The sequence below is a fragment of the Nocardioides marinquilinus genome (assembly GCF_039543705.1).
Taxonomy (GTDB): Bacteria; Actinomycetota; Actinomycetes; order Propionibacteriales; family Nocardioidaceae; genus Nocardioides; species Nocardioides marinquilinus.
Map to the genome: position 1 here is coordinate 554012 of NZ_BAABKG010000003.1, position 20577 is coordinate 574588.

Annotated in this window: 22 protein-coding genes and 2 tRNA genes; 6 read left to right on the forward strand and 18 right to left on the reverse strand. The window is 73.4% G+C overall.

Annotated features, from left to right (window positions below):
- Positions 1-7 precede the first annotated feature (7 nt).
- From ABEA04_RS13735 to ABEA04_RS13745, 3 genes are read right to left on the reverse strand one after another with little or no spacing between them, the layout of a single operon-like run.
- The gene (locus ABEA04_RS13735) at positions 8-196 is read right to left on the reverse strand and encodes a Trm112 family protein (RefSeq protein WP_345459401.1); all 189 of its coding nucleotides are present in this window, start codon (positions 194-196) and stop codon (positions 8-10) included.
- Positions 189-1568 carry a phosphomannomutase/phosphoglucomutase gene (locus ABEA04_RS13740; protein WP_345459404.1) on the reverse strand — a complete coding sequence of 460 codons (1380 nt, stop codon included), beginning with the start codon at positions 1566-1568 and terminating at the stop codon, positions 189-191. Before ABEA04_RS13740 ends, ABEA04_RS13735 begins: the two co-directional genes overlap by 8 nt.
- Positions 1569-1614: 46 nt before the next feature.
- Positions 1615-2010, reverse strand: a complete 396-nt coding sequence (locus tag ABEA04_RS13745; protein ID WP_345459406.1) for a DUF3499 domain-containing protein — start codon at positions 2008-2010, stop codon at positions 1615-1617.
- Between the two features lie 50 nt (positions 2011-2060).
- On the opposite strand from ABEA04_RS13745, the gene ABEA04_RS13750 reads away from it, so the two are divergent.
- Complete coding sequence (locus tag ABEA04_RS13750) at positions 2061-2522, forward strand: metallopeptidase family protein (RefSeq protein ID WP_345459409.1); 462 nt, start codon at positions 2061-2063, stop codon at positions 2520-2522.
- A gap of 146 nt (positions 2523-2668) precedes the next feature.
- On the opposite strand, the gene ABEA04_RS13755 is transcribed toward ABEA04_RS13750, so the two are convergent.
- Positions 2669-3787 (reverse strand): D-alanine--D-alanine ligase family protein, encoded by a 1119-nt coding sequence (locus tag ABEA04_RS13755; RefSeq protein WP_345459412.1) that lies wholly within the window; start codon positions 3785-3787, stop codon positions 2669-2671.
- A 23-nt stretch (positions 3788-3810) separates the two neighbouring features.
- Here ABEA04_RS13755 and ABEA04_RS13760 point away from each other — a divergent pair, with 23 nt between their 5' ends.
- A complete protein-coding gene (locus ABEA04_RS13760) occupies positions 3811-4902 on the forward strand; it encodes a trans-sulfuration enzyme family protein (protein ID WP_345459415.1) in 1092 nt (363 codons plus the stop codon).
- Positions 4903-5013: 111 nt separating this feature from the next.
- Here ABEA04_RS13760 and ABEA04_RS13765 read toward each other — a convergent pair whose 3' ends face one another.
- Positions 5014-6024 carry an NAD(P)H-dependent glycerol-3-phosphate dehydrogenase gene (locus ABEA04_RS13765; RefSeq protein WP_345459418.1) on the reverse strand — a complete coding sequence of 337 codons (1011 nt, stop codon included), beginning with the start codon at positions 6022-6024 and terminating at the stop codon, positions 5014-5016.
- The gene (locus ABEA04_RS13770) at positions 6021-6791 is read right to left on the reverse strand and encodes a lysophospholipid acyltransferase family protein (protein WP_345459420.1); all 771 of its coding nucleotides are present in this window, start codon (positions 6789-6791) and stop codon (positions 6021-6023) included. Before ABEA04_RS13770 ends, ABEA04_RS13765 begins: the two co-directional genes overlap by 4 nt.
- 72 nt (positions 6792-6863) lie before the next feature.
- Between ABEA04_RS13770 and cofC the strand changes: the two genes are divergently transcribed.
- The gene (cofC, locus tag ABEA04_RS13775; RefSeq protein WP_345459423.1) at positions 6864-7574 is read left to right on the forward strand and encodes a 2-phospho-L-lactate guanylyltransferase; all 711 of its coding nucleotides are present in this window, start codon (positions 6864-6866) and stop codon (positions 7572-7574) included.
- Positions 7575-7634: 60 nt separating this feature from the next.
- On the opposite strand, the gene ABEA04_RS13780 is transcribed toward cofC, so the two are convergent.
- The 4 genes from ABEA04_RS13780 to leuC all read right to left on the reverse strand — a co-directional run bounded on the left by ABEA04_RS13780 (position 7635) and on the right by leuC (position 11708).
- Entirely contained in the window at positions 7635-8435 is an 801-nt protein-coding gene (locus ABEA04_RS13780; RefSeq protein ID WP_345459425.1) for an HU family DNA-binding protein, read from the reverse strand.
- Between the two features lie 196 nt (positions 8436-8631).
- Complete coding sequence (locus ABEA04_RS13785; RefSeq protein ID WP_345459427.1) at positions 8632-9453, reverse strand: alpha/beta fold hydrolase; 822 nt, start codon at positions 9451-9453, stop codon at positions 8632-8634.
- 243 nt (positions 9454-9696) lie between these two features.
- A complete protein-coding gene (leuD, locus tag ABEA04_RS13790; RefSeq protein ID WP_345459429.1) occupies positions 9697-10296 on the reverse strand; it encodes a 3-isopropylmalate dehydratase small subunit in 600 nt (199 codons plus the stop codon).
- Positions 10296-11708, reverse strand: coding sequence for a 3-isopropylmalate dehydratase large subunit (gene leuC / locus ABEA04_RS13795; RefSeq protein ID WP_345459432.1), 1413 nt, complete (start codon positions 11706-11708; stop codon positions 10296-10298). Before leuC ends, leuD begins: the two co-directional genes overlap by 1 nt.
- Positions 11709-11790: 82 nt before the next feature.
- Between leuC and ABEA04_RS13800 the strand changes: the two genes are divergently transcribed.
- On the forward strand, positions 11791-12513 hold the full coding sequence (locus ABEA04_RS13800; protein ID WP_345459435.1) for an IclR family transcriptional regulator: 723 nt from the start codon (positions 11791-11793) through the stop codon (positions 12511-12513).
- Between the two features lie 103 nt (positions 12514-12616).
- Here ABEA04_RS13800 and ABEA04_RS13805 read toward each other — a convergent pair whose 3' ends face one another.
- The 3 genes from ABEA04_RS13805 to ABEA04_RS13815 form a co-directional block, all read right to left on the reverse strand.
- Positions 12617-13606 (reverse strand): hypothetical protein, encoded by a 990-nt coding sequence (locus ABEA04_RS13805; RefSeq protein ID WP_345459438.1) that lies wholly within the window; start codon positions 13604-13606, stop codon positions 12617-12619.
- 221 nt (positions 13607-13827) lie between these two features.
- On the reverse strand, positions 13828-14316 hold the full coding sequence (locus ABEA04_RS13810) for a methylated-DNA--[protein]-cysteine S-methyltransferase (protein ID WP_345459441.1): 489 nt from the start codon (positions 14314-14316) through the stop codon (positions 13828-13830).
- Positions 14317-14318: 2 nt separating this feature from the next.
- Positions 14319-15842 carry an AlkA N-terminal domain-containing protein gene (locus ABEA04_RS13815; RefSeq protein ID WP_345459444.1) on the reverse strand — a complete coding sequence of 508 codons (1524 nt, stop codon included), beginning with the start codon at positions 15840-15842 and terminating at the stop codon, positions 14319-14321.
- Between the two features lie 120 nt (positions 15843-15962).
- Here ABEA04_RS13815 and ABEA04_RS13820 point away from each other — a divergent pair, with 120 nt between their 5' ends.
- Both ABEA04_RS13820 and ABEA04_RS13825 read left to right on the forward strand, forming a co-directional pair.
- Positions 15963-17138 carry an LCP family protein gene (locus tag ABEA04_RS13820; RefSeq protein ID WP_345459447.1) on the forward strand — a complete coding sequence of 392 codons (1176 nt, stop codon included), beginning with the start codon at positions 15963-15965 and terminating at the stop codon, positions 17136-17138.
- Positions 17139-17210: 72 nt separating this feature from the next.
- Positions 17211-17759, forward strand: a complete 549-nt coding sequence (locus ABEA04_RS13825) for a hypothetical protein (RefSeq protein ID WP_345459450.1) — start codon at positions 17211-17213, stop codon at positions 17757-17759.
- Between the two features lie 33 nt (positions 17760-17792).
- Here ABEA04_RS13825 and ABEA04_RS13830 read toward each other — a convergent pair whose 3' ends face one another.
- From ABEA04_RS13830 to ABEA04_RS13850, 5 genes are all read right to left on the reverse strand, one after another.
- Entirely contained in the window at positions 17793-18293 is a 501-nt protein-coding gene (locus ABEA04_RS13830) for a GNAT family N-acetyltransferase (RefSeq protein ID WP_345459454.1), read from the reverse strand.
- A 658-nt stretch (positions 18294-18951) separates the two neighbouring features.
- On the reverse strand, positions 18952-19302 hold the full coding sequence (locus ABEA04_RS13835) for a DUF2200 domain-containing protein (RefSeq protein WP_345459457.1): 351 nt from the start codon (positions 19300-19302) through the stop codon (positions 18952-18954).
- A gap of 29 nt (positions 19303-19331) precedes the next feature.
- A tRNA-Glu gene (locus ABEA04_RS13840) sits at positions 19332-19407 on the reverse strand.
- A gap of 60 nt (positions 19408-19467) precedes the next feature.
- Positions 19468-19539: transfer RNA gene (locus ABEA04_RS13845), tRNA-Gln, on the reverse strand.
- Positions 19540-19606: 67 nt separating this feature from the next.
- Positions 19607-20575 (reverse strand): CPBP family glutamic-type intramembrane protease, encoded by a 969-nt coding sequence (locus ABEA04_RS13850; protein ID WP_345459460.1) that lies wholly within the window; start codon positions 20573-20575, stop codon positions 19607-19609.
- Between the last annotated feature and the right edge of the window lie 2 nt (positions 20576-20577).

Below are 20577 nucleotides of genomic sequence, written 5' to 3' on the forward strand. Positions count from 1 at the left end.
TCGTCCCTCAGCCGGGCCGGCGGGCCTCGTCGACCAGCAGCACCGGGATGCCGTCGCGCACCGGGTAGGCCAGGCCGCACGACCGGCACACCAGCTCGGCGCCGACGAGGTCGAGGTCGCCGTGGTCGGCGGGGCAGACCACGATCTCGAGCAGCGCGGGGTCGACGCCGGCGCCGGTGTCGGGGGTCTCAGCCATCGGTGGTGCCTCCGCGGATCAGGGCGAGGGTGCGGTCGCGCATGGTGGTCGTGGTGGCCTCGTCGCGCCCCTCGACGTTGAGCCGCAGCAGCGGCTCGGTGTTGGAGGCGCGCACGTTGAGCTGCCAGTCGGGGTGGCTGACGGTGAGGCCGTCGAGGTGGTCGACGGTGACGCCGTCGAGGTCGGCGTAGGCCGCCTCGACCGCGGCCTGCACCGCCTGCGGGTCGTCGACGGTGGAGTTGATCTCGCCCGAGAGCGGGTAGCGCTCGTAGCGGGCCAGCAGGCCCGAGAGCGGGACGTCGCCCTCGGCCAGCGCCGCGAGCGCGTGCAGGCCGGCGAGCATGCCGGAGTCGGCGCGCCAGAAGTCGCGGAAGTAGAAGTGGCCGCTGTGCTCGCCGCCGAAGACGGCGTCGGTCTGCGCCATCTGCTCCTTGATGAAGCTGTGGCCGACGCGGGTGCGCACGGGCGTGCCGCCCAGCTCGGCGACGATCTCGGGGACGGCGCGGCTGGTGATCAGGTTGTGGATGATCGTGCTGCCCGGCACCCGCGCCAGCTCGCGCTCGGCGATGAGGGCGGTCAGGGCCGACGGCGAGACCGCCTCGCCGCGCTCGTCGACGAGGAAGCAGCGGTCGGCGTCGCCGTCGAAGGCCAGGCCGATGTCGGCGCCCTCGGCCACCACGGCCGCCTGCAGGTCGCGCAGGTTGGCGGGGTCGATCGGGTTGGCCTCGTGGTTCGGGAACGTGCCGTCGAGCTCGAAGTAGAGCGGCACCAGGTCGACGACGTCGGTGAGCCGGCCGAAGACGGCGGGCGCGGTGAGGCCGGCCATGCCGTTGCCGGCGTCGACCACGACCTTGAGGCGGCGCCCCGCGACCGGCGCGAGGGTCAGCAGGTGGGCGGCGTAGGCCACGAGGACGTCGTGCTCGGTGATCGCGCCGGGGACGGCGGCGGGCGGCGGGGGGTTGCCGGCGACCACGAGGTCGCGGATCTCGCCGAGACCGCTGTCGGTGCCGATCGGACGGGCGTGGGAGCGGCAGAGCTTCACGCCGTTGTACTGCGCCGGGTTGTGGCTGGCGGTGAACATGGCTCCGGGCACGCCGAGGTGGCCGGAGGCGAAGTAGAGCTGGTCGGTGGAGGCCAGGCCGATCATGACGACGTCCGCCCCGGCCGCGGAGGCGCCGTCGGCGAACGCGCCGGCCAGTCCGGGCGAGGTGGGTCGCATGTCGTAGCCGACGACGACCTCGGGGGCGCCCACGACGGCCACGTAGGCGCGGCCGAGGTCGCGGGCCAGGGCCTCGTCGAGCTCGTCGGGCACCACGCCGCGCACGTCGTAGGCCTTGAAGACCGACGAGACAACGTCGGGGTCGCGGGCCATGGCGGTGACCCTAGTGGGCGACACGGGACCGCCGGTCAGTCGGTGGTCAGTCGGTGGTGAGGACGCGCAGGTGTCCGCGGTAGGGACCGCGCTCGCCCGGGTGCCCGGGGCGGGGTGACTGGCCGGGGCCGTCGTGCCCGGGAGGGGCGTCGGCGTGGGCCGTCGTGCGCGGGCGAGCGGCGTCGCGGACGGCGTCCGCGAGCGCGAGCAGGTCGTCGCCGGACGGGCCGCGCGGGTCGAGGTCGGTGGCCAGGCGCAGCACCTCCCAGCCGCGCGGGGCCGAGAGCCGCTCGCCGTGCACCTGGCACAGGTCGTAGGCGTGCGGCTCGGCGTAGGTGGCCAGCGGGCCGAGGACGGCGGTCTGGTCGGCGTAGACGTAGGTGAGGGTCTGCACGGCGGGGCGGTCGCAGGCGGTGCGCGAACAGCGCCGGGACAGACTCACGCCGCAGACGCTACCCGTCGTCGTCCTCCTCGCGGCCTAGGCTCGCGGTCGTGGCGGACGCACCGACGGGTGAACAGCGCGGGGTGCGGCGGCGCACCCGCGACCGGCACGGCCGCGGGATGCGCGGGCCGGCCGTGATGCCCCGGGTGCCCGGCACCCCCGAGCTGCGCACGGCGCGCGACCGCTTCGACGACCTCGTGCTGGCGGTGGTCACCGAGGTCGAGGAGCGGTGGAAGGAGCGGCTCGGCCTGGTCGAGTACGCCGTCGAGGAGACCCCGCAGCTGCCCGACGACTGGGGCGAGGCCTCGGTGCCGCTGTCGTCGCTGGTGCGCGGCAGCGGCTCGCGTCCGACGCGGATCGTGCTGTTCCGGCGTCCGATCGAGCACCGCGCCGAGACCCGCACCGACCTCGAGGCCATGGTGCTGACCGTGGTGGTCGAGCAGGTCGCCGAGCTGCTCGGCATCGCCCCCGAGGACGTCGACCCCCGCGTGGCCGACGATCCCGACGACTGACCCACGGGTCGCCAGGGCTCCTCGCACCTCGACCAGCGTCACAGCGGGTCCACGATGGTCGTGCCGCGGCCAGCGTCACGGCGCATCGACGATGGTCGAGGTGCGAGCGCAGCGACCCTCGAGACCACCGCAGCAGGGACGTCAGCTCAGCGCAGGCCGGTTCCTCTGGCGAGGGCGAGCTCGAGCAGCCGGTCGACGAGGGCCGGGTAGTCGAGGCCGGTGGCGGCCCACATGCGGGGGTACATCGACAGCGGCGTGAAGCCGGGCATCGTGTTGATCTCGTTGACGACGGCCCGGCCGTCGGGCAGCACGAAGAAGTCGACGCGGGCCAGGCCCTCGCCGCCGACGGCCTCGAACGCGCGCACCGAGAGGGCGCGCAGCTCGTCGGCCCGGTCGGCGGGCAGGTCGGCCGGCACGTCGAGGACGGTCGCCTCCTCGGGCAGGTACTTGGCCGCGAAGTCGTAGAACTCGTGCTCGCCGGTGACGGTGATCTCGGCCGGCACGCTGGTCTCGGCACCGCCGTCGAGGGTGCCGAGCACGCCGCACTCGATCTCGCGGGCGCCCTCGGCCGAGACCTCGACCAGCGCCTTGGGGTCGTGCTCGAAGGCGGTGGCCAGGCAGCCGGCCAGCTCGTCGTCGTGGTGGGCCTTGGAGATGCCGATGCTCGAGCCGCCGCGGGCGGGCTTGACGAACAGGGGGTAGCCGAGGCCGGCGAGACGCTCGCGGACGGCGTCGGGGTCGGCGTCCCACTCGCGGGCGGTGACGGTGGTGCCGGGCATCACGGGCAGGCCGGCGGCGGCGAGCACGACCTTCATGTAGGACTTGTCCATGCTGACCGCCGAGGCGAGGACGCCGGCACCGACGTAGCGCACGCCGGCCATCTCGAGCATCCCCTGGATCGTGCCGTCCTCGCCCCACGGCCCGTGCAGCACCGGGAAGACGACGTCGACCTCGCCGAGGGTCTCGGGCGGGCGACCGGCGTCGGAGACGACGAGGTCGGTGCCGCGCTCGACGCGGGCGAGCGCGACGGCGGCGCGGTTGCCGTCGACGCTGGGCAGCGCCTCGGGGCCGGTGATGCGCAGCGCGTCGGGGTCGCCCGACTCGAGCACCCACCGTCCGTCGCGGGCGATGCCGATGGGGACGACGTCGTAGCGCTCGCGGTCGATCGCGGCGAGGACGCTGCCGGCGGTGGCGCACGAGACGGCGTGCTCGCTGGAGCGCCCCCCGAAGACGACGGCGACACGGGGCTTGCGGCTGCCGGTCACGGCGCGACCCTATCCTCGCCGGTATGGCTGATCTGGGAGGTCCGCGCGCTCGCGACGACCTGGCGCCCGCGACCGTCGCCGTCACCGCGGGCCGGCCGCCCCACGAGCCCGACCAGCCGCTCAACACGCCGATCACGATGGCGGCGACCTACGTGGCCGGTGGCGACCTCGAGTACGGCCGCTACGCCAACCCGACGTGGACGGCGTTCGAGGAGACCCTCGGCCGCCTCGAGGGCGGGCGCTGCCTGTCGTTCGCCAGCGGCATGGCCGCGGTGACGTGCGTGCTCGACCTGGTGGCCCAGGGTGCGCGGGTCGTGATGCCGCGGCACGCCTACCTGGGCAGCGTGATGAGCCTGGCCGACCTCGAGGCCCGCGGCCGGCTGACGGCCTCGCTGGTCGACATCAGCGACACCGACGCGGTCGTCGCGGCCTGCGACGGCGCCGCGCTGGTGTGGGTCGAGACACCGACCAACCCCGCGCTCGAGGTGGCCGACGTGGCCGCCATCGCCGAGGCGGCGCACGCCGCCGGCGCCTACGTGGTGGTCGACAACACCTTCGCCACGCCGGTCCTGCAGCGGCCGCTGGACGACGGCGCCGACGTCGTCCTGCACTCGGCGACGAAGTACCTCGGCGGCCACAGCGACCTGCTGCTCGGCGCGGTGGTCACCCGTGACGACGAGCTGCACGACGTCCTGCTCTCACGGCGCTCGCTGACCGGTGCGGTGCCCGGCGCGTTCGAGGCGTGGCTCGCGCTGCGGGGGCTCCGCACGCTGACGCTGCGCGTCGAGCGCGCCCAGGCCAACGCCCGCGAGCTGGCCGAGCGGCTGCGCGGCCACGACGCCGTCAGCGAGGTGCGCTACCCCGGCTTCGGCGGCATCGTCGCGATCGTGCTCGAGCAGGGCCCGATGGCCGCCGACCTGCTGTGCCGCACGACGTCGCTGTGGGTGCACGCCACCTCGCTCGGCGGCGTCGAGTCGAGCCTCGAGCGCCGTCGTCGCTGGAAGACCGAGGCCCCCACCATCCCCGAGGCGCTGGTGCGGCTCTCGGTCGGCGTCGAGGACGTCGACGACCTCTGGGCCGACCTCTCCGGCGCGCTCGACCGGCTGGGCGCGTAGGGCCCTTCGACAGGCTCAGGATCCGTCGGGCCGGGTCGGCACCCCACGGTGGTCGAGGTGCGAGGCCGGCCACGGCCGAGCCTCGAGACCCCCCCGACCACCGGCGTCAGGTCACGTGAGCTCGGGCTTGGGGGTGCGGGCGAGGGCGGCGTCCATCATCTCGCGCGCGGTCATGCGGCCGGCGACGACGTCGTCGACGTAGGTGGCGAGCGGGGCGTCGCAGCCCGACTGCTCGGCGAGCGCGCGCAGCGACGAGCACGACTTGGCGCCCTCGGCGACCTGGCGGGTGGAGGCGTAGATCTGCTCGCTGGTCTGACCGCGGCCGAGCCGCTCGCCGAAGCTGCGGTTGCGCGAGAGCGGCGAGGAGCAGGTGGCCACGAGGTCGCCGAGGCCGGCGAGGCCCATCAGCGTCAGCGGGTTGGCGCCCAGCGCGGTGGCCAGACGCGCCGTCTCGGCCAGGCCGCGGGTGATGAGCGAGGCGGTGGTGTTGTCGCCGAACCCCAGGCCGACGGCCATCCCGACGGCGAGCGCGACGACGTTCTTGTAGGCCCCGCCGACCTCGCAGCCGACGACGTCGACGCTGGTGTAGGGCCGGAACGACGGGGAGTGCACGCGCGCCTGCAGCGAGCGGGCGACGTCCTCGTCGGCGCAGGCGACCACGGAGGCGGCCGGCTCGCGGCGGGCGATCTCCTTCGACAGGTTGGGTCCGGTGACGACGGCGATGCGCTCGGGTCCGGCGCCGGTGACCTGGTGGATCACCTCGCTCATGCGGTTGAGCGTGCCGAGCTCGACGCCCTTCATCAGCGAGACCATCACCGCGTGGGGCTCGATGTGGGGCGCCCAGGCGGTCAGGTTCTCGCGCAGCGTCTGGGACGGCGGCGCCATCACCACGAGGTCGACGCCGTCGAGCGCACGCTCGATGTCGTGGGTGGCGCTCACGGCGTCGGGCAGCGCGATGCCGGGCAGGTAGTCGGCGTTCTCGCGGTCGGCGTTGACGGCGGCCGCGAGCTCCTCACGGCGCGCCCAGAGCGTGACGTCGTTGCCGGCGTCGGCCAGGACGATCGAGAACGACGTGCCCCACGAGCCCGCGCCGAGGACGGCGACCCGCTCGCGCCCGCTCACCCGGCGTCCCGCGTGCGGGGCTGCTGCGTGGGGTTGCCGATCTCGGCGACGCCGGCGCGCCGCGGGTCGAACCGCTCGGCGGGCGGATCCTCGTCGCGCAGCCGCGCGACGAGCTCGGTGACGGCGTCCATGATGCGGTCGGTGGCCTGCGCGATGACGGCGGCGTCGAGCGGCTTCGCGGCGAGGTCGGCGAGGTCGACCGGGTCGCCGACGAGCACGTGGATCGTCTTGCGCGGGAACAGATGAGGCTTTGTCGAGTACGGCGCGAGCAGCTGCTGCGCGCCCCACTGGCCGACCGGGACGACGGGGGCACCGGTGGCCAGGGCGATGCGGGCCGCCCCCGACTTGCCCTTCATCGGCCACAGGTCGGGGTCACGCGTCAGCGTGCCCTCGGGGTAGACGACGACGCACTCCCCCGCGTTGACCGCGGCGACGGCGGCGTCGTAGGCACCGACGGCGCCGGCGGTGGCGCGCTCGACGGGGATCTGGCCTGCGCCGCGCAGGAAGAACCCGAGCACCTTGTTGCGGAACAGGCCCGACTTGGCCAGGTAGCGCGGCAGCCGGCCGTGGTCGTAGCAGAAGTGCGCGGCGGTGAGCGGGTCGACGTAGGAGAGGTGGTTGATCACCACGATGCAGCCGCCGGTGGCCGGGATCTTCGTGCCGTCGACCCAGTCGGGCCGCGTGGTGAGGAAGAACAACGGCTTGAGGATCATCGCCCCGACCGTGAAGGCCCACCCCCGGGGTTGCTGCAGCTTGCGGACTCGCACCGGGGCAGGCTATCCAGTCCGGCCGTGCGGCGCGGTGCCGCGACGCCGCGGGGCGGCTGGTTGGATCGGGACGTGGAGCCCGCGGACGCCGTCGACCCCGCCGACCCCGCCGACCCCGCCGGCTCCGTCGCCCCCGCCGGCTCCGCCGACTCCGCCGACTTCGTGGTCGTCCTGCCGGCCAAGCCCCCCGCGGTGGGCAAGAGCCGGCTCGGTGCGGCCGCCGGCGAGCGCCGCCACGCCCTGGCCGAGGCGTTCGCCCTCGACACCGCGGCGGCGTGCCTGGCGGCCCGCCGGGTGCGCGGCGTCCTGGCCGTCACCGACGACGCCGCGCTGGGGTCGCGCCTGGTGGCGAAGGGTTGTGGCGCCATCCCCGACGGTGACGCCTCCGGGCTCAACCCGGCCCTGCGGCAGGGGGCGGCCGAGGCCGTGCGCCGCTGGCCGGGCGCGCGACCGGTCGCCGTCCTCGCCGACCTGCCGGCGCTGCGTCCGGCCGACCTCGACGCGGCGCTCGGCGCCGTCGCCGAGCACCTACGACGGCAGCCGGACGCCGCGGCGTACGTCGCCGACGCCGCGGGCACCGGCACGGTGCTCTACACCGCGAGCGCCCACCGCTTCGACCCCGCGTTCGGTGCGGGGTCGGCGGCGGCGCACCGCGCGGCCGGGGCGTGGCCGGTGCCGGGCGAGCTGCGCACGCTGCGCCACGACGTGGACGACGGCGACGACCTCGCGGCCGCCGTGCTGATCGGCGTCGGCCCGGCGACGGCGCGGATCGCCAGCGGCTGAGCCGCGCACGACGACGGGCCGCCCTCCGCGAGGAGGACGGCCCGTCGGGGCGCTCGGTGGTCAGGACTTCTTGGCCGCGGCCTTCTTCGTGGTCGCCTTCGTGGCGGGGGCCTTCTTGGCGGCGGTGGTCTTGGCCGCACTGGTCTTGGCGGCGGTCTTCTTGGCCGGGGCCTTCTTGGCGGTCGCCGACGTCGCCGTCGTCTTCGCGGCGCTGGTCTTCTTCGCGGCGGACTTCGTGGCCGGGGACTTCTTCGCCGGGGCCTTCTTCGCCGGGGCCTTCTTGGCCGCCGTCTTCGTGGCCGTCTTCTTCGCCGTCGTGGTCTTCGCCGTCGTCGTCTTCGCGGCGCTGGTCTTGGCGGCGCTCGTCTTGGCCGGGGTCGTCGCCGCCTTCTTCGTGGCGGGCGCCTTGGTGGCCGACTTCTTCGCGGTCGTGGCGGTCTTCTTCGTCGCGGGCTGCGTGTCGGGCAGGACCTTGGTCGTGGTGCCGGCCTTCTTCGCGGCCGCGACCGTGGTCTTCTTGGCGGCGCTCGCCGCCTTCTTGGCCGGCGCGGCGGCGGCCGCGACGGTCAGCTTGGGCAGCTTCTTGGCCCCGGAGACGACGTTCTTCAGGTCGGCGCCGGCGGTGAACTTGGGCACCGAGGTCTTCTTCGCCTTGATGCGGTCGCCGGTCTGCGGGTTGCGCACCCACCGGGCCTCGCGCACCCGCTTCTCGAACGAGCCGAAGCCGGTGATGGCGACCTTCTCGCCCTTGGCGACCTCGCGGGTGATCGTGTCGAGCACGGACTCGAGCGCGTGCGCAGCCTGCTTGCGGTTGCCGTCGAACCGCGCCGCCAGCGCGTCGACGAGCTGTGACTTGTTCACTGTCTTCCCTCTCGGAGCTGCATCGTCGCCGAGCCGGTGCCCGACTTTCCTCAGCACGCTAGGCACAAGTGAGGGGCGCCACAATCGCCACGCCGGGGGTAACGGCGGTTTTTCCCCGCCGTTGAGGCAGATCAGCCCTCGGCGTGACGACGTGGCGCACCGGCTCATGCGGCGAGAGCAGTGCTCTCGCTAAGGGTCAGCGGCCCAGGAAGTCGAGCAGGGCGGCGTTGAACTCGTCGCGGTGGCTCACGTTGAAGCCGTGCGGCGCGCCCTCGACCACGACCAGCGTCGAGCTCGCGATCGCCTCGGCCGAGCGGCGTCCCGACACCTCGATCGGCACGATCGCGTCGCTGTCGCCGTGGATCACCAGCGTGGGCACGGAGACCTTCGCCAGGTCGCCGCGGAAGTCGGTGCGCCCGAAGGCGTCGATGCAGCCGACCAGGGCGGCGTCCGAGGCGGGCTGCTGCAGGGCGAGGGCCTGCTGCCGCTGGTCCTCGGTGACCTTGAGCTCGCCGTCGACGGAGAAGAAGTTCGTCGTGAAGCCGTCGAGGAAGCCCGCGCGGTCGGCACGAGCGCCGTCGATCATGCCCTGCACGTCGTCGTCCCCGAGACCGCCGTCGGGGTTGTCGTCGGTCTTGAGCAGGTAGGGCGGGACGGCGCCGGCCAGCACGGCCGAGCGCACCCGCCGGTCGCCGTGCGTGCCGAGGTAGCGGGCCACCTCGCCGCCACCCATCGAGAACCCGACGAGGGTGACGTCGGTGAGGTCGAGCCCGTCGAGCAGGCCCGCGAGGTCGGCCGCGAAGGTGTCGTAGTCGTAGCCCGACTCGGGCTTGTCGGAGGCACCGAACCCGCGGCGGTCGTAGGCGACCACGCGGTAGCCGGCCTCGATGAGGGCGCCCTCCTGGTCGGCCCAGGAGCGGCCGCTGAGCGGCCAGCCGTGGATGAGGACGACGGGACGCCCGCCGCCCCCGGTGTCGGTGTAGTGCAGGGAGATGCCGTTGCTGGCGATGTCGGGCACGGGGTTCCTCTCGAAGGTGCGGAGCGTGGGGGCGCTCCCCCATCGTCCTGCGCCCCCGTCGCCGCGATCACCCGCGGAGGGGTGAACCTCGGTCCCGGGTGTCGGGGCCGGTGGTCTCGAGGCTCGCCGCCAGGGCTCCTCGCACCTCGACCGGCGTCCGACGACGATGGTCGAGGTGCGAGGCCGGCCACGGCCGAGCCTCGAGACCCCGCATCGACCACGCCGACCTGGGTCGACGTCAGGTCAGGCGGTGGCGGGCTTCCACGACGGTCGCGACGTCTCGTACTCGGAGATGTCGGCCTCGTGGCCGAGCGTGATGCCGATGTCGTCGAGACCCTCCAGCAGCCGCCAGCGGGTGTAGTCGTCGATGTCGAAGGAATCCTCGATGGCGTCGACGCCCTCGCCCGCGCGCACCGTGCGCGACTCGAGGTCGACCGTGATCGTGGCGCCCGGGTGCTCGGCGAGGTGGTCCCACAGCCGCTGGACGACCTTCTCGTCGACGCGGGCGGCCAGCAGGCCGGCCTTGCCCGCGTTGCCGCGGAAGATGTCGCCGAAGCGCGGCGAGACCACGACGCGGAAGCCGTAGTTCTGCAGGGCCCACACGGCGTGCTCACGCGACGAGCCGGTGCCGAAGTCGGGCCCGGCGACGAGCACCGAGCCACCGGCGTACGCCGGGTCGTTGAGCACGAACGTCGGGTCGTTGCGCCACGCGGCGAACAGCCCGTCCTCGAACCCGTCGCGCGTGACGCGCTTGAGGTAGACCGCCGGGATGATCTGGTCGGTGTCGACGTTGCTGCGGCGCAGCGGCACGCCGACGCCGGTGTGGCTGGTGAACGCGTCCATCACAGGGCCTCCAAGTCAGCCGGCGAGGAGAGGGTGCCGCGGATGGCGGTGGCCGCCGCGACCGGGATCGAGACCAGGTGGGTGCGACCGCCCTTGCCCTGGCGTCCCTCGAAGTTGCGGTTCGACGTCGAGGCGCTGCGCTCGCCGGGGGCGAGGGTGTCGGGGTTCATGCCCAGGCACATCGAGCAGCCTGCTCCGCGCCACTCGGCGCCGGCGTCCTTGAAGATGACGTCGAGGCCCTCGTCCTCGGCCTGCAGGCGCACCCGCACCGAGCCGGGGACGACGAGCAGCCGGGTGCTCTCGTCGACCTGCCGGCCGCGGACGATCTCGGCGGCGAGCCGGAGGTCCTCGATGCGGCCGTTGGTGCACGAGCCGACGAAGACGGTGTCGACCTTGATCTCGCGCATCGGGGTGCCGGCCTCGAGGGCCATGTACTCCAGGGCCTTCTCGGCGGCGACGCGGTCCTGGTCGTCGTCGAAGTCCTCGGGGCTCGGCACGCTGGCGCCGAGCGGCACGCCCTGGCCGGGGTTGGTGCCCCAGGTGACGAAGGGGGTCATGGTCGAGGCGTCGAGCACGATCTCCTCGTCGAAGACCGCGTCGGGGTCGGTGCGCAGGCCGGTCCAGTGCTCGACGGCGGCGTCCCAGTCGGCGCCCTGCGGCGCCGACGGACGGCCCTGCAGGTAGTCGAACGTGGTCTGGTCGGGCGCGATGAGCCCGGCCTTGGCGCCCCACTCGATCGACATGTTGCAGACCGTCATCCGGCCCTCCATCGACAGCGCCTCGATGGCGGGGCCGCGATACTCCACGATGTAACCCTGGCCGCCGCCGGTGCCGGTGTGGGCGATGAGGGTGAGCACCAGGTCCTTGGCCGTGACGCCGTCGGGCAGGCTGCCCTCGACGGTGACAGCCATCATCTTCGGCCTCGCCTGCGGCAGCGTCTGCGTGGCGAGCACGTGCTCGACCTCGCTGGTGCCGATGCCGAAGGCGAGCGCGCCGAACGCGCCGTGGGTGCTGGTGTGGCTGTCGCCGCACACGATCGTCATGCCCGGCTGGGTCAGCCCCAGCTGCGGCCCGACGACGTGCACGATGCCCTGCTCGATGTCGCCGAGCGGGTGCAGCCGCACACCGAACTCCTCGGCGTTGCGGCGCAGCGTCTCGACCTGCGTGCGCGAGACCGGGTCGGCGATCGGCTTGTCCCAGTCGAGCGTCGGGACGTTGTGGTCCTCGGTGGCGAGGGTGAGGTCGGGACGCCGCACCCGGCGTCCGGCCAGCCGCAGGCCGTCGAAGGCCTGGGGGCTGGTCACCTCGTGCACGAGGTGGAGGTCGATGTAGAGCAGGTCGGGCCCGCCGTCGTCGCCGCCGGGTCGGACGACGTGCTCGTCCCAGACCTTCTCTGCCAGCGTCTTGCCCATCCGACGCGTTCCCTTCCGTGCGGTGGTTGGTCGAGGACACCCTACGTTTGCGTCCCGAGGAATGAGACGGCAGTATTGCCATATGGACAACTCCAGCGGCGTCGGCGTCCTCGACAAGGCGGCTCTCGTGCTCACGGCGCTTGAGTCCGGCCCGGCCACGCTGGCCGGTCTGGTGGCCGGCACCGGGCTGGCGCGGCCCACCGCACACCGCCTCGCGGTGGCCCTGGAGCACCACCGGCTCGTGGCCCGCGACCTGCAGGGCCGCTTCGTGCTGGGGCCCCGGCTGGCCGAGCTGTCGGCCGCCGCCGGCGAGGACCGGCTGCTCGCCACCGCCGGACCCGTGCTGGCCCGGCTGCGCGACATCACCGGCGAGTCCGCGCAGCTGTGGCGCCGTCAGGGCGACCACCGCGTGTGCGTGGCCGCCGCCGAGCGCCCCTCCGGCCTGCGCGACACCATCCCGGTCGGCTCGCAGCTGACCATGCGCGCCGGCTCCGCCGCGCAGGTGCTGCTCGCCTGGGAGGACCCCGAGCGCATGCACCGCGGCCTGCAGAACGCCGCCTTCTCCGCCGCCGCGCTGTCCGGCATCCGCCGCCGCGGCTGGGCGCAGTCGGTCGGCGAGCGCGAGCAGGGCGTCGCCTCCGTCAGCGCCCCCGTCCGCTCCCCCGGCGGCCGCATCGTCGCCGCCGTCTCCGTCTCCGGCCCCCTCGAGCGCCTCTCGCGCCAGCCCGGCCGCATGCACGCCCCCGCCGTCCTCGCCGCCGCCGACCGGCTCTCCGAGTCGCTCCGGCGGGCGGCGGCGGAGTAGTCGGCTCGCTCGTGCGCAGGAGTCACCGGATCACCGGTGACTCCTGACGTTCTCAGCCGTAGCAACGGCCGAGAACGTCAGTAACCGGCTGAGAAGGGTGCCGTCAGGCGGGCTTCCACCCGGCTGCGACCCGTCGCGCCGACTGCTCCCGCAGCACCTGGTTGATCATCGCCGCCGTCTGCGTCGGGCGCTCGAGCTCGGCCCAGATCAGGCGGATGCACCGCCAACCCGTGAGCCGGACGATCAGCTCCTCGCGCCGCTTCTCCCGGACGACGACATCGCTGGAGCGCTCACCCTTGCGCAGCAGCTTCTCGTACTTCACCTTGCCGTCGAACTCGAGGAAGACCCCGAGCTCGGGCCAGGCGAAGTCCACGATCGCGACGACCGCGCCGGTCTCGTCTCGCACCGCGTACTGCGGTTCGGGCATCGGCAGGCTGCCGCGGAAGAACAGGTGCCAACACCGCGACTCCCCGGGCGAGGCGATGCGCGCGTCCGCGAGCGTGAGAACCAGCTGGGTGCGCAAGGTCCCCGGCCAGTCCCGCATGGACGTCGCCCGCGCCGCGAGCGCGTCGGCCGTCGTCAGCTCGTGGTGCAGCAGGTGGTTGACCACGACCAGGCTGGACTCCAGGCCGGCCGCGGTCGTCACCTCCAGCGCTGTGCGCGTCGGACTCATGACCGACAGCCCGTTCAGCTCGACGACGTCGCCGTCCTCGATGAGACCGCAGTGCTGCGCGATGCCTCGCTCTCGGCGCCCGGCGCGGCCGTCGGTGCGCGTCAGGTGGACCTCGGAGAGGTCGAGTCCCCACGTCGGCACGTCGTGCTCGACGGCGGCCGAGAGGTGCGAGACGACGACGTCCGCGTTGGCCTGTCTCACCGCCGCGCGCGTGCGCAGGCCGTGCCGGCCGACATCGTCGAGCGAGGCCCAGGTCGGCCCGTCGACGTAGGCGCCCCACCGCACCCGGGCCAGGTCGCCCGACCCGAGCATGCGGGCGATCGATCGGTCGTTGTGGCCGACGGCCAGCAGCTCGCGTCGGAGCGCGATCGGCGCGTGGCGTGGGTCATCCGCGGCACGGCGCGGCGGTGTCGCGGTCATGCAGCTCGGGGTGCCCGAGGTCGGGCTGGGGACAAACCGGGGCGTCGACGGCCTGTGGACGACGGCCGGCCCGGGGCGGCCGACAGGCGCCGTCCGACCAGACGACGGCCGCGCGAACGTCGACCTTCTCAGCCGGCTCCTATCGTTCTCAGCCGGAGCATCGGCCGAGAACGTCAGGAGTCACCGGATCACCGGTGACTCCTGCCGCCGCCCCCGCGACGTCAGAACAGCGCATCCTGCTCGAGGCCGAGGAGGAGCTGCTTGCGCTCGAGGCCGCCGGCGTAGCCGGTGAGGGTGCCGTTGGCGCCGATGACGCGGTGGCACGGGACGACGATGGGGATCGGGTTGCTGCCGTTGGCCAGGCCGACGGCGCGGGAGGCGGCGTTGGTGCGGCCGAGGCGGTGGGCGACCTCGCCGTAGGTGGCGGTCTCGCCGTAGCCGATCCGACGCAGCTCGTGCCAGACCTGCTGCTGGAACGTCGAGCCGCTGGGGGCGAGCGGCAGGTCGAACTCCTTGAGGTCGCGGGCGAAGTAGGCCCGCAGCTGCCGGGCGGTCTCGACGAGCAGCGGGGCGTCGTCCCGGCGGACGCCGAGCGGGCGGCCGCGGTTGGCGGTGGCGTCGCGGAAGGGAGAGAACTCGATGGCGGTCAGGTGGCCGTCGAGCTCGACGAGGCGCAGCTCGCCGACGGGTGAGTCGATGACGGTCCACATGGTCAGGCTCCGATCGGGTCGGTCGAGGTGGCGGGCATGAGCGTGTTCCACAGGTGCATGAGGGCGTAGGAGCGCCAGGGCCGCCACGCGTCGGTGCGGGTGAGCACCTCGGCGGGGTCGTGACCGAGGTTGCGCAGGGCGTTGCGCACGCCGATGTCGGTGGGCAGGAAGACGTCGGGGTGGGCCAGGGCCCGCATGGCGACGTAGTCGGCGGTCCACGGTCCGATGCCGGGCAGCGCCAGCATCGCCGCGCGCACCTCGTCGCGGTCCGTGCCGCGGTCGAGGACGACGTCGCCGGCCGCCAGCGCGGCGGCGAGTCCCACCAGGGCGCGCCCGCGCGCCCGCGGCATCGGCAGCGTGGTCGGGTCGACCTCGGCGAGCGCGGCCGCGGTCGGGAACAGGTGGGTCAGGCCCGGGACGCCGGTCTCGACCGGTCGGCCGTGCGCGGCGACGACGCGTCCGGTCACGGTGCGGGCCCCCACGACGCTGACCTGCTGGCCGATCACGGTGCGCACCGCCGTCTCGTCGCCGTCGACCTGGCCGGGCAGCCGCAGGCCGGGGGTGCGTCGTCCGAGCGGGCCGAGGATGGGATCGCCCGCGACGTGGTCGGCGACCGCGAGCGGGTCGCAGTCGGCGTCGAGCAGCCGGCGGGTGCGCTCGACGGCGGCGGTGGTGTCGCGCAGGTCGGTGAGCCGGAACGCGGCGGTGACGAACGCCGTCTGGCCGGCCTCGAGCGCGTCGTCGATCTCGAGCCGCACCGTGCCCGGACCGTGGTGCAGGTCGAGGGTGCGGGCGTACCAGCCGTCGCCGGCCAGCTCGACTCCCGGCACCACGTGGTAGGCGAGGAAGTCGAGCAGCGCGCGCCCGGCGAACGGCGTGCGGACGGCGAGCCGCATCGTCACCGCGCCGGGGGTGCGGCGTCCGCCCCGGCGTCCGCGCAGCTCGGTCGGGCTGGCGGCGTAGACCTCGCGCACGGTGTCGTTGAACTGCCGCACGCTGCTGAACCCCGCCGCGAACGCGATCTCGGCGTACCCGAGCTCGGTGGTCTCGATGAGCACCCGGGCGGTCTGCGCGCGCCGCGACCGGGCGAGCGCGAGCGGCCCGGCGCCGAGCTCGGCGGTCAGGATGCGCGTCAGGTGCCGCGGCGTGTAGCCGATGCGGGCCGCCAGGCCTGGAACGCCGTCGCGGTCGACGACGCCGTCGGCGATCAGCCGCATCGCCCGCCCGGCGACGTCGGCGGCGACGTCCCAGTCGGGGCTGCCGGGGACGGCGTCCGGCAGGCACCGCTTGCACGCCCGGTAGCCGGCCGCCTGGGCGGAGGCGGCGGTCGGGTGGAAGGTGACGTTGCCGGGGGCCGGCGTGCGGGCCGGGCACGACGGCCGGCAGTAGATGCCGGTGGTGCGCACCGCGGTGTAGAAGACGCCGTCGAAGCGACGGTCGCGGGCCTTGACGGCCCGGTGGCAGGCCTCGGCGTCGAGCCAGGTGGCGCCCGTGGGGCTCGGGGCGTCGGGGGCGCTGGTGCTCACGACGTCCATCATGACGGCGGTCGGTCGCCGGTTCACGCGGAAAACGGACACCGGGCCGGGCAACCCGCGACCTGCGTCGTTCCGTCTCCCCCCTACCAGGTACCTGAGAGGATGAGGCCCGTGAGCGACCAGTCCCCCAGCGACACCCCTGCGCCGCGCCGGCCGACCACCCGCCGGCACCGGCGCGCGGTGTGGCTGACGATCGTGGCGACCCAGCTCGTCGTCGCGCTCGCGACCGTCAGCGTCGCGTACTTCGTGCACAAGGGCTGGAACGACAACATCGCGCCTGGCGAGACGATCGAGCACAAGGTCGAGAAGACGCTGCCGGCCGGCGTGAGCAAGAAGGCCGAGGACCAGCCGCTCAACATCCTCGTGATGGGCTCCGACACCCGCGTCGGCAAGGGCAACGGCATCGACGGCGAGAACCGCGACGGCAGCCAGCGCTCCGACACCGTCATCCTGCTCCACGTCTCGCAGGACCGCAGCCACGCCTACGGCGTCAGCCTGCCGCGCGACGCGATCATCGACCGGCCCGACTGCAAGATCGACGGCGAGAACGTGCCCGGCGAGGACGGCGTCCGCTTCAACACCGCGTTCCAGGTGGGCGGCGCGCAGTGCACGGTGCAGACCGTCGAGGCCCTCACCGGCGTCTACATCGACCACTTCCTGGTGCTCGACTTCAACGGCTTCAAGGACATGGTCGACGCGGTCGACGGCGTCGAGGTCTGCATCCCGGAGGAGGTCGACGACCCCAAGCACGACATCTACCTCGACGCCGGCACCCAGGTGCTCACCGGCCAGGACGCGCTCAACTACGTGCGCGAGCGCTACGTGCTCTCGGTGACCGGCGACATCGGCCGCATGAAGCGCCAGCAGGCCTTCATCGCCTCGATGATCAACAAGGTGTTCTCGGCCGACGTGCTCAGCCAGCCGGGGAAGGTCAACGCCTTCCTCAACGCCGTGACGTCCTCGATCCAGGTCGACGACAAGCTCGACAGCGTCGGCAAGCTGTTCGACCTCGCGATGGAGTTCCGCGACACCGGGCTCGACAAGATCAAGTTCATCACCGTGCCGATCGCCCCCGACCCGGCCAACCCGATGGTCACGCTGGTGTGGACCGACGCCGCCGACAAGCTGTGGCAGCGCATCATCGACGACGAGCAGCTCGGCAAGGACTTCACCGAGGGCAGCATCGCCGCCGACTCGGGCGTCGGCACCGAGAAGACCGACGACGACGACAAGAAGACCAAGCAGGACGACGCCGCCGATCGCGCCGCCGCCGGCCTCTGCGTCTGAGTTCCCGCCGTCTGCCGGCGCGTCACCCCACGGGTGAGGCCGGACGGATGGCGTGGGCCCTACCGTCCGCGCATGACGCTCCCCACGCGCGCCGCCGCCGGGCTCGCCGCGCTCCTCGCCGCCGTCCTGGCCGTCGCCGCTCTCGTCGCCGTGTCCGCGCCGGCGCAGGCGGCCACGATCCGTATCGACGACCCCGACCGTGACGGCACCCAGGGGCCGCGGCTCGACATCACCTCGGTGCGGGTGGCGAACAACGAGCGGGCGCTGGTCGTCGACGTCTCGATGCGTCGCGTCGTCACCGGCGACCTGGCGATCTGGGTGAAGCCGCAGGGCGCGTCGAAGCGGGAGATCTTCATCATCGCCAGCCAGCACCGGGCGGACGGCGACCGCAACCGGATCATCAGCAGCGACGACCGGCGACCGTGCCGCGCCCTGACGACCGACTGGAACGCGCGCCGCGACGTCGTCCGGGTGCGCCTGCCCTCCCGGTGCCTGCGCGGAGGTGACTACAGCGCCCTGCGGGTCCGCCTGATCACCGAGCGACGCGGCGGGGACGTCGACATCGCGCCGCAGACCGCCCGGGGCGACTGGCCCTGGAGCCGGCTCGTCGCCCGCGGCTGATCCCCGAGTCCGCGGCAGGTCGGCGCGGGTGCGTCAGGCCTCCCCGCGCGGCCGGGCCTCGGCGACCAGGCGGAAGGAGAGCCGTCCATCGGTGGCCGCGGTCTCGGTCAGGCCCAGGCGGCGCAGGACGGCGACGGATCGATGGTTGTCCGGGTCGGCCTGGGCGGTCACCTCGGTCAGACCAAGGACGTCGAAGGCGAGGTCGAGTGCGGCGGACGCCGCCGCGCGGCCGAGACCGTCGCCCCACCGCTCGCGCCCGCCGATCACGAAGCCCAGCTCGCGGCGGCCGGGCTCCTCGCCGTGCAGGTCGACATAGCCGACCAGGACGCCCTCGTGCTCCACCCCGAGCCGCAGCAGCGACGCCGGCGGCTCCGCGATCAGCCGGGCATGGAACTGCTCGAGGTCGGCCACGGTGCGCTCGCTCCCCCAATCGGCCGCACGCCGGAACTCCGGGTCGGCCGCCCACCCGGCGATGGTCACGGCGTCCGCGGCACGCAGCGGTCGCAGCCGGACGTCGGGCCGCGCACGGGTCACACCCCAGTCTGCCGAGGTAGGGCTCGCGTCTGCGTGAGGCCGTCGTCGAGAAGGTTCCCGTGGAGGGCCAGTGGTTTCTACGTCACTCGCTGGGGCTCGCTGCTCGACCACCGGCGGTCGAGCAGGCCGAGCGTCAGCGCGAGGCCGTCGTCGAGACCCCCGGAAGGTCGACGCGAACGTCCGCATCGACCGTCAGGGCCCTTCGACAAGCTCAGGGTGCGTGTGGCTGCGCTCGCCTTCGAAGGCCGGTGGTCGAGCAGGCCGAGCGTCTGCGCGAGGCCGTCGTCGAGACCCTGGGAGGCCAACGCGAACGTCCGCATCGACCGTCTGGGCCCTTCGACAAGCTCAGGGTCCGTGTCGCTGCGCTGGCCTCGGAGGGCCGGTGGTCGAGCAGGCCGAGCGCCTGCGCGAGGCCGTCGTCGAGACCCCGAGAGGTCAACGCGAACGTTCGCATCGACCGTCGGGGCCCTTCGACAAGCTCAGGGTCCGTGCGGCTGGGCTGGCCTCGAGGGCCGGTGGTCGAGCGGGCCGAGCGTCTGCGCGAGGCCGTCGTCGAGACCCCGGGAGGTCGACGCGACCGTCCGCATCGACCGTCGGGGCCATTCGACAAACTGAGGGTCCGTGCGGCTGGGCCGGCCTCGGACAGCCGGCCGTGGGGTCAGCCGACGGGCGAGCGTAGGACCTTCGCCATGGGGCGGCCCTTCGCGATCTCGTCGACGAGCTTGTCGAGGTAGCGGATGCGGCGCATGAGGGGGTCCTCGACCTCCTGGACCTTCACGCCGCACACCGAGCCGGTGATCTGGTCGACGGCGGGGTTGAGGGTGGCGGTATCGAAGAAGTCGGCGAACGTCGTGCCGGCCTCGAGGTGGTGGGTGAGCTGGGCGTCGTCGAAGCCGGTGAGCCACGTGATGGCCTGGTCGACCTCGGCCTGCGTCCGACACTTCCGCTCGGCCTTCGCGACGTAGTGCGGGTAGACCGAGGCCACGCTCGTGGTGAAGATGCGGTGCACCCACGACAGGGTAGTCACCGAGAAAGGTGTGGTACCCCCGACCGGATTCGAACCGGCGCTACCGCCTTGAGAGGGCGGCGTCCTAGGCCACTAGACGACGGGGGCTGGGAACGCACGTGAACCTACAGATCACGTTGGCCGGGCGACAAATCGCCACCCGTTCCGCTGGGATACAAGGACTCGAACCTTGACTAACTGGACCAGAACCAGTCGTGCTGCCAATTACACCATATCCCACTGAATTACTTCAGCATGATCCTCACCGACCGCCCGACGGGGCGGTCCGGAGAACCGACCACAGACGTTACACGCGAGCCACGGGGCCCACCAATTCGGTTCGGACCGCACGGGTCGTGAGGCCCATCGCGCGCGCCGCGCCGACGGCCATGAGCACGAACACCGCGGCCGAGACCACCGAGACGACGACGTCCCAGCCGTCACCACCGGTGGGGTTGAGCGCGGTCGTGATGTCGCCGAAGAACAGCGTCACGAGGAACGCGATCCAGTTGTTCGCGACGTGGAAGGCGATCGCGGCCTCGAGCCCGCCGGTGGCGATGGCGAGGATGCCGGCGGCGACGCCGAACGCCAGGCGGTCGATGAAGACCGGCACGCTCTGGCTGCCGTGGAACAGCGCGAACACGACGGCGGGCACCACGACCGCGACCACCTTCGACACCACCGCGTTCGCGACCAACGTGCCACAGCCCTGCAGCATCAGGCCGCGGAAGACGTACTCCTCGGCCGCGGCCTGCAGCGGCACGAACAGCACGATGACGACCAGGAACGCCACGGTGGTGCGGGTGACGTCGTTCGCCGACGTCGTCTCGGTGGTCGACAGGTCGCCCGCCGGGACGACGGCCGCCAGCACGATCTTGAAGACGAGCGCGGCCACGCCGACCCCGAGCGAGACGAGCAGCCACCGCCAGCGCATCCGCCGGGCCACCGACATCAGCCAGCCCACCGGCAGCCCGATGACGAGGCGGTAGGCCACCATCATGAACGGGATGGCGGCGGTGATGGCCAGCAGCACGAAGGCCAGGCCGGCCGGCGTCAGGGCGTCGGTGTCGAGCAGGGCGTCGAAGGAGTCACGCACGTCGGCGCCGGTGACGGCGTAGTAGACCTGGAAGCCCGTGGCCACCACGAGCTGCGCGACGAGGAACCCGACGACGGCCGCGACGATCGCCAGCACGCCCCAGCCCGGGCCGCTGCGGCCGGCCGTGGGCAGCCGGTGGTACTCGACGCCGTCCGGACCGTCAGGCTCCCCGCCGCTCACGT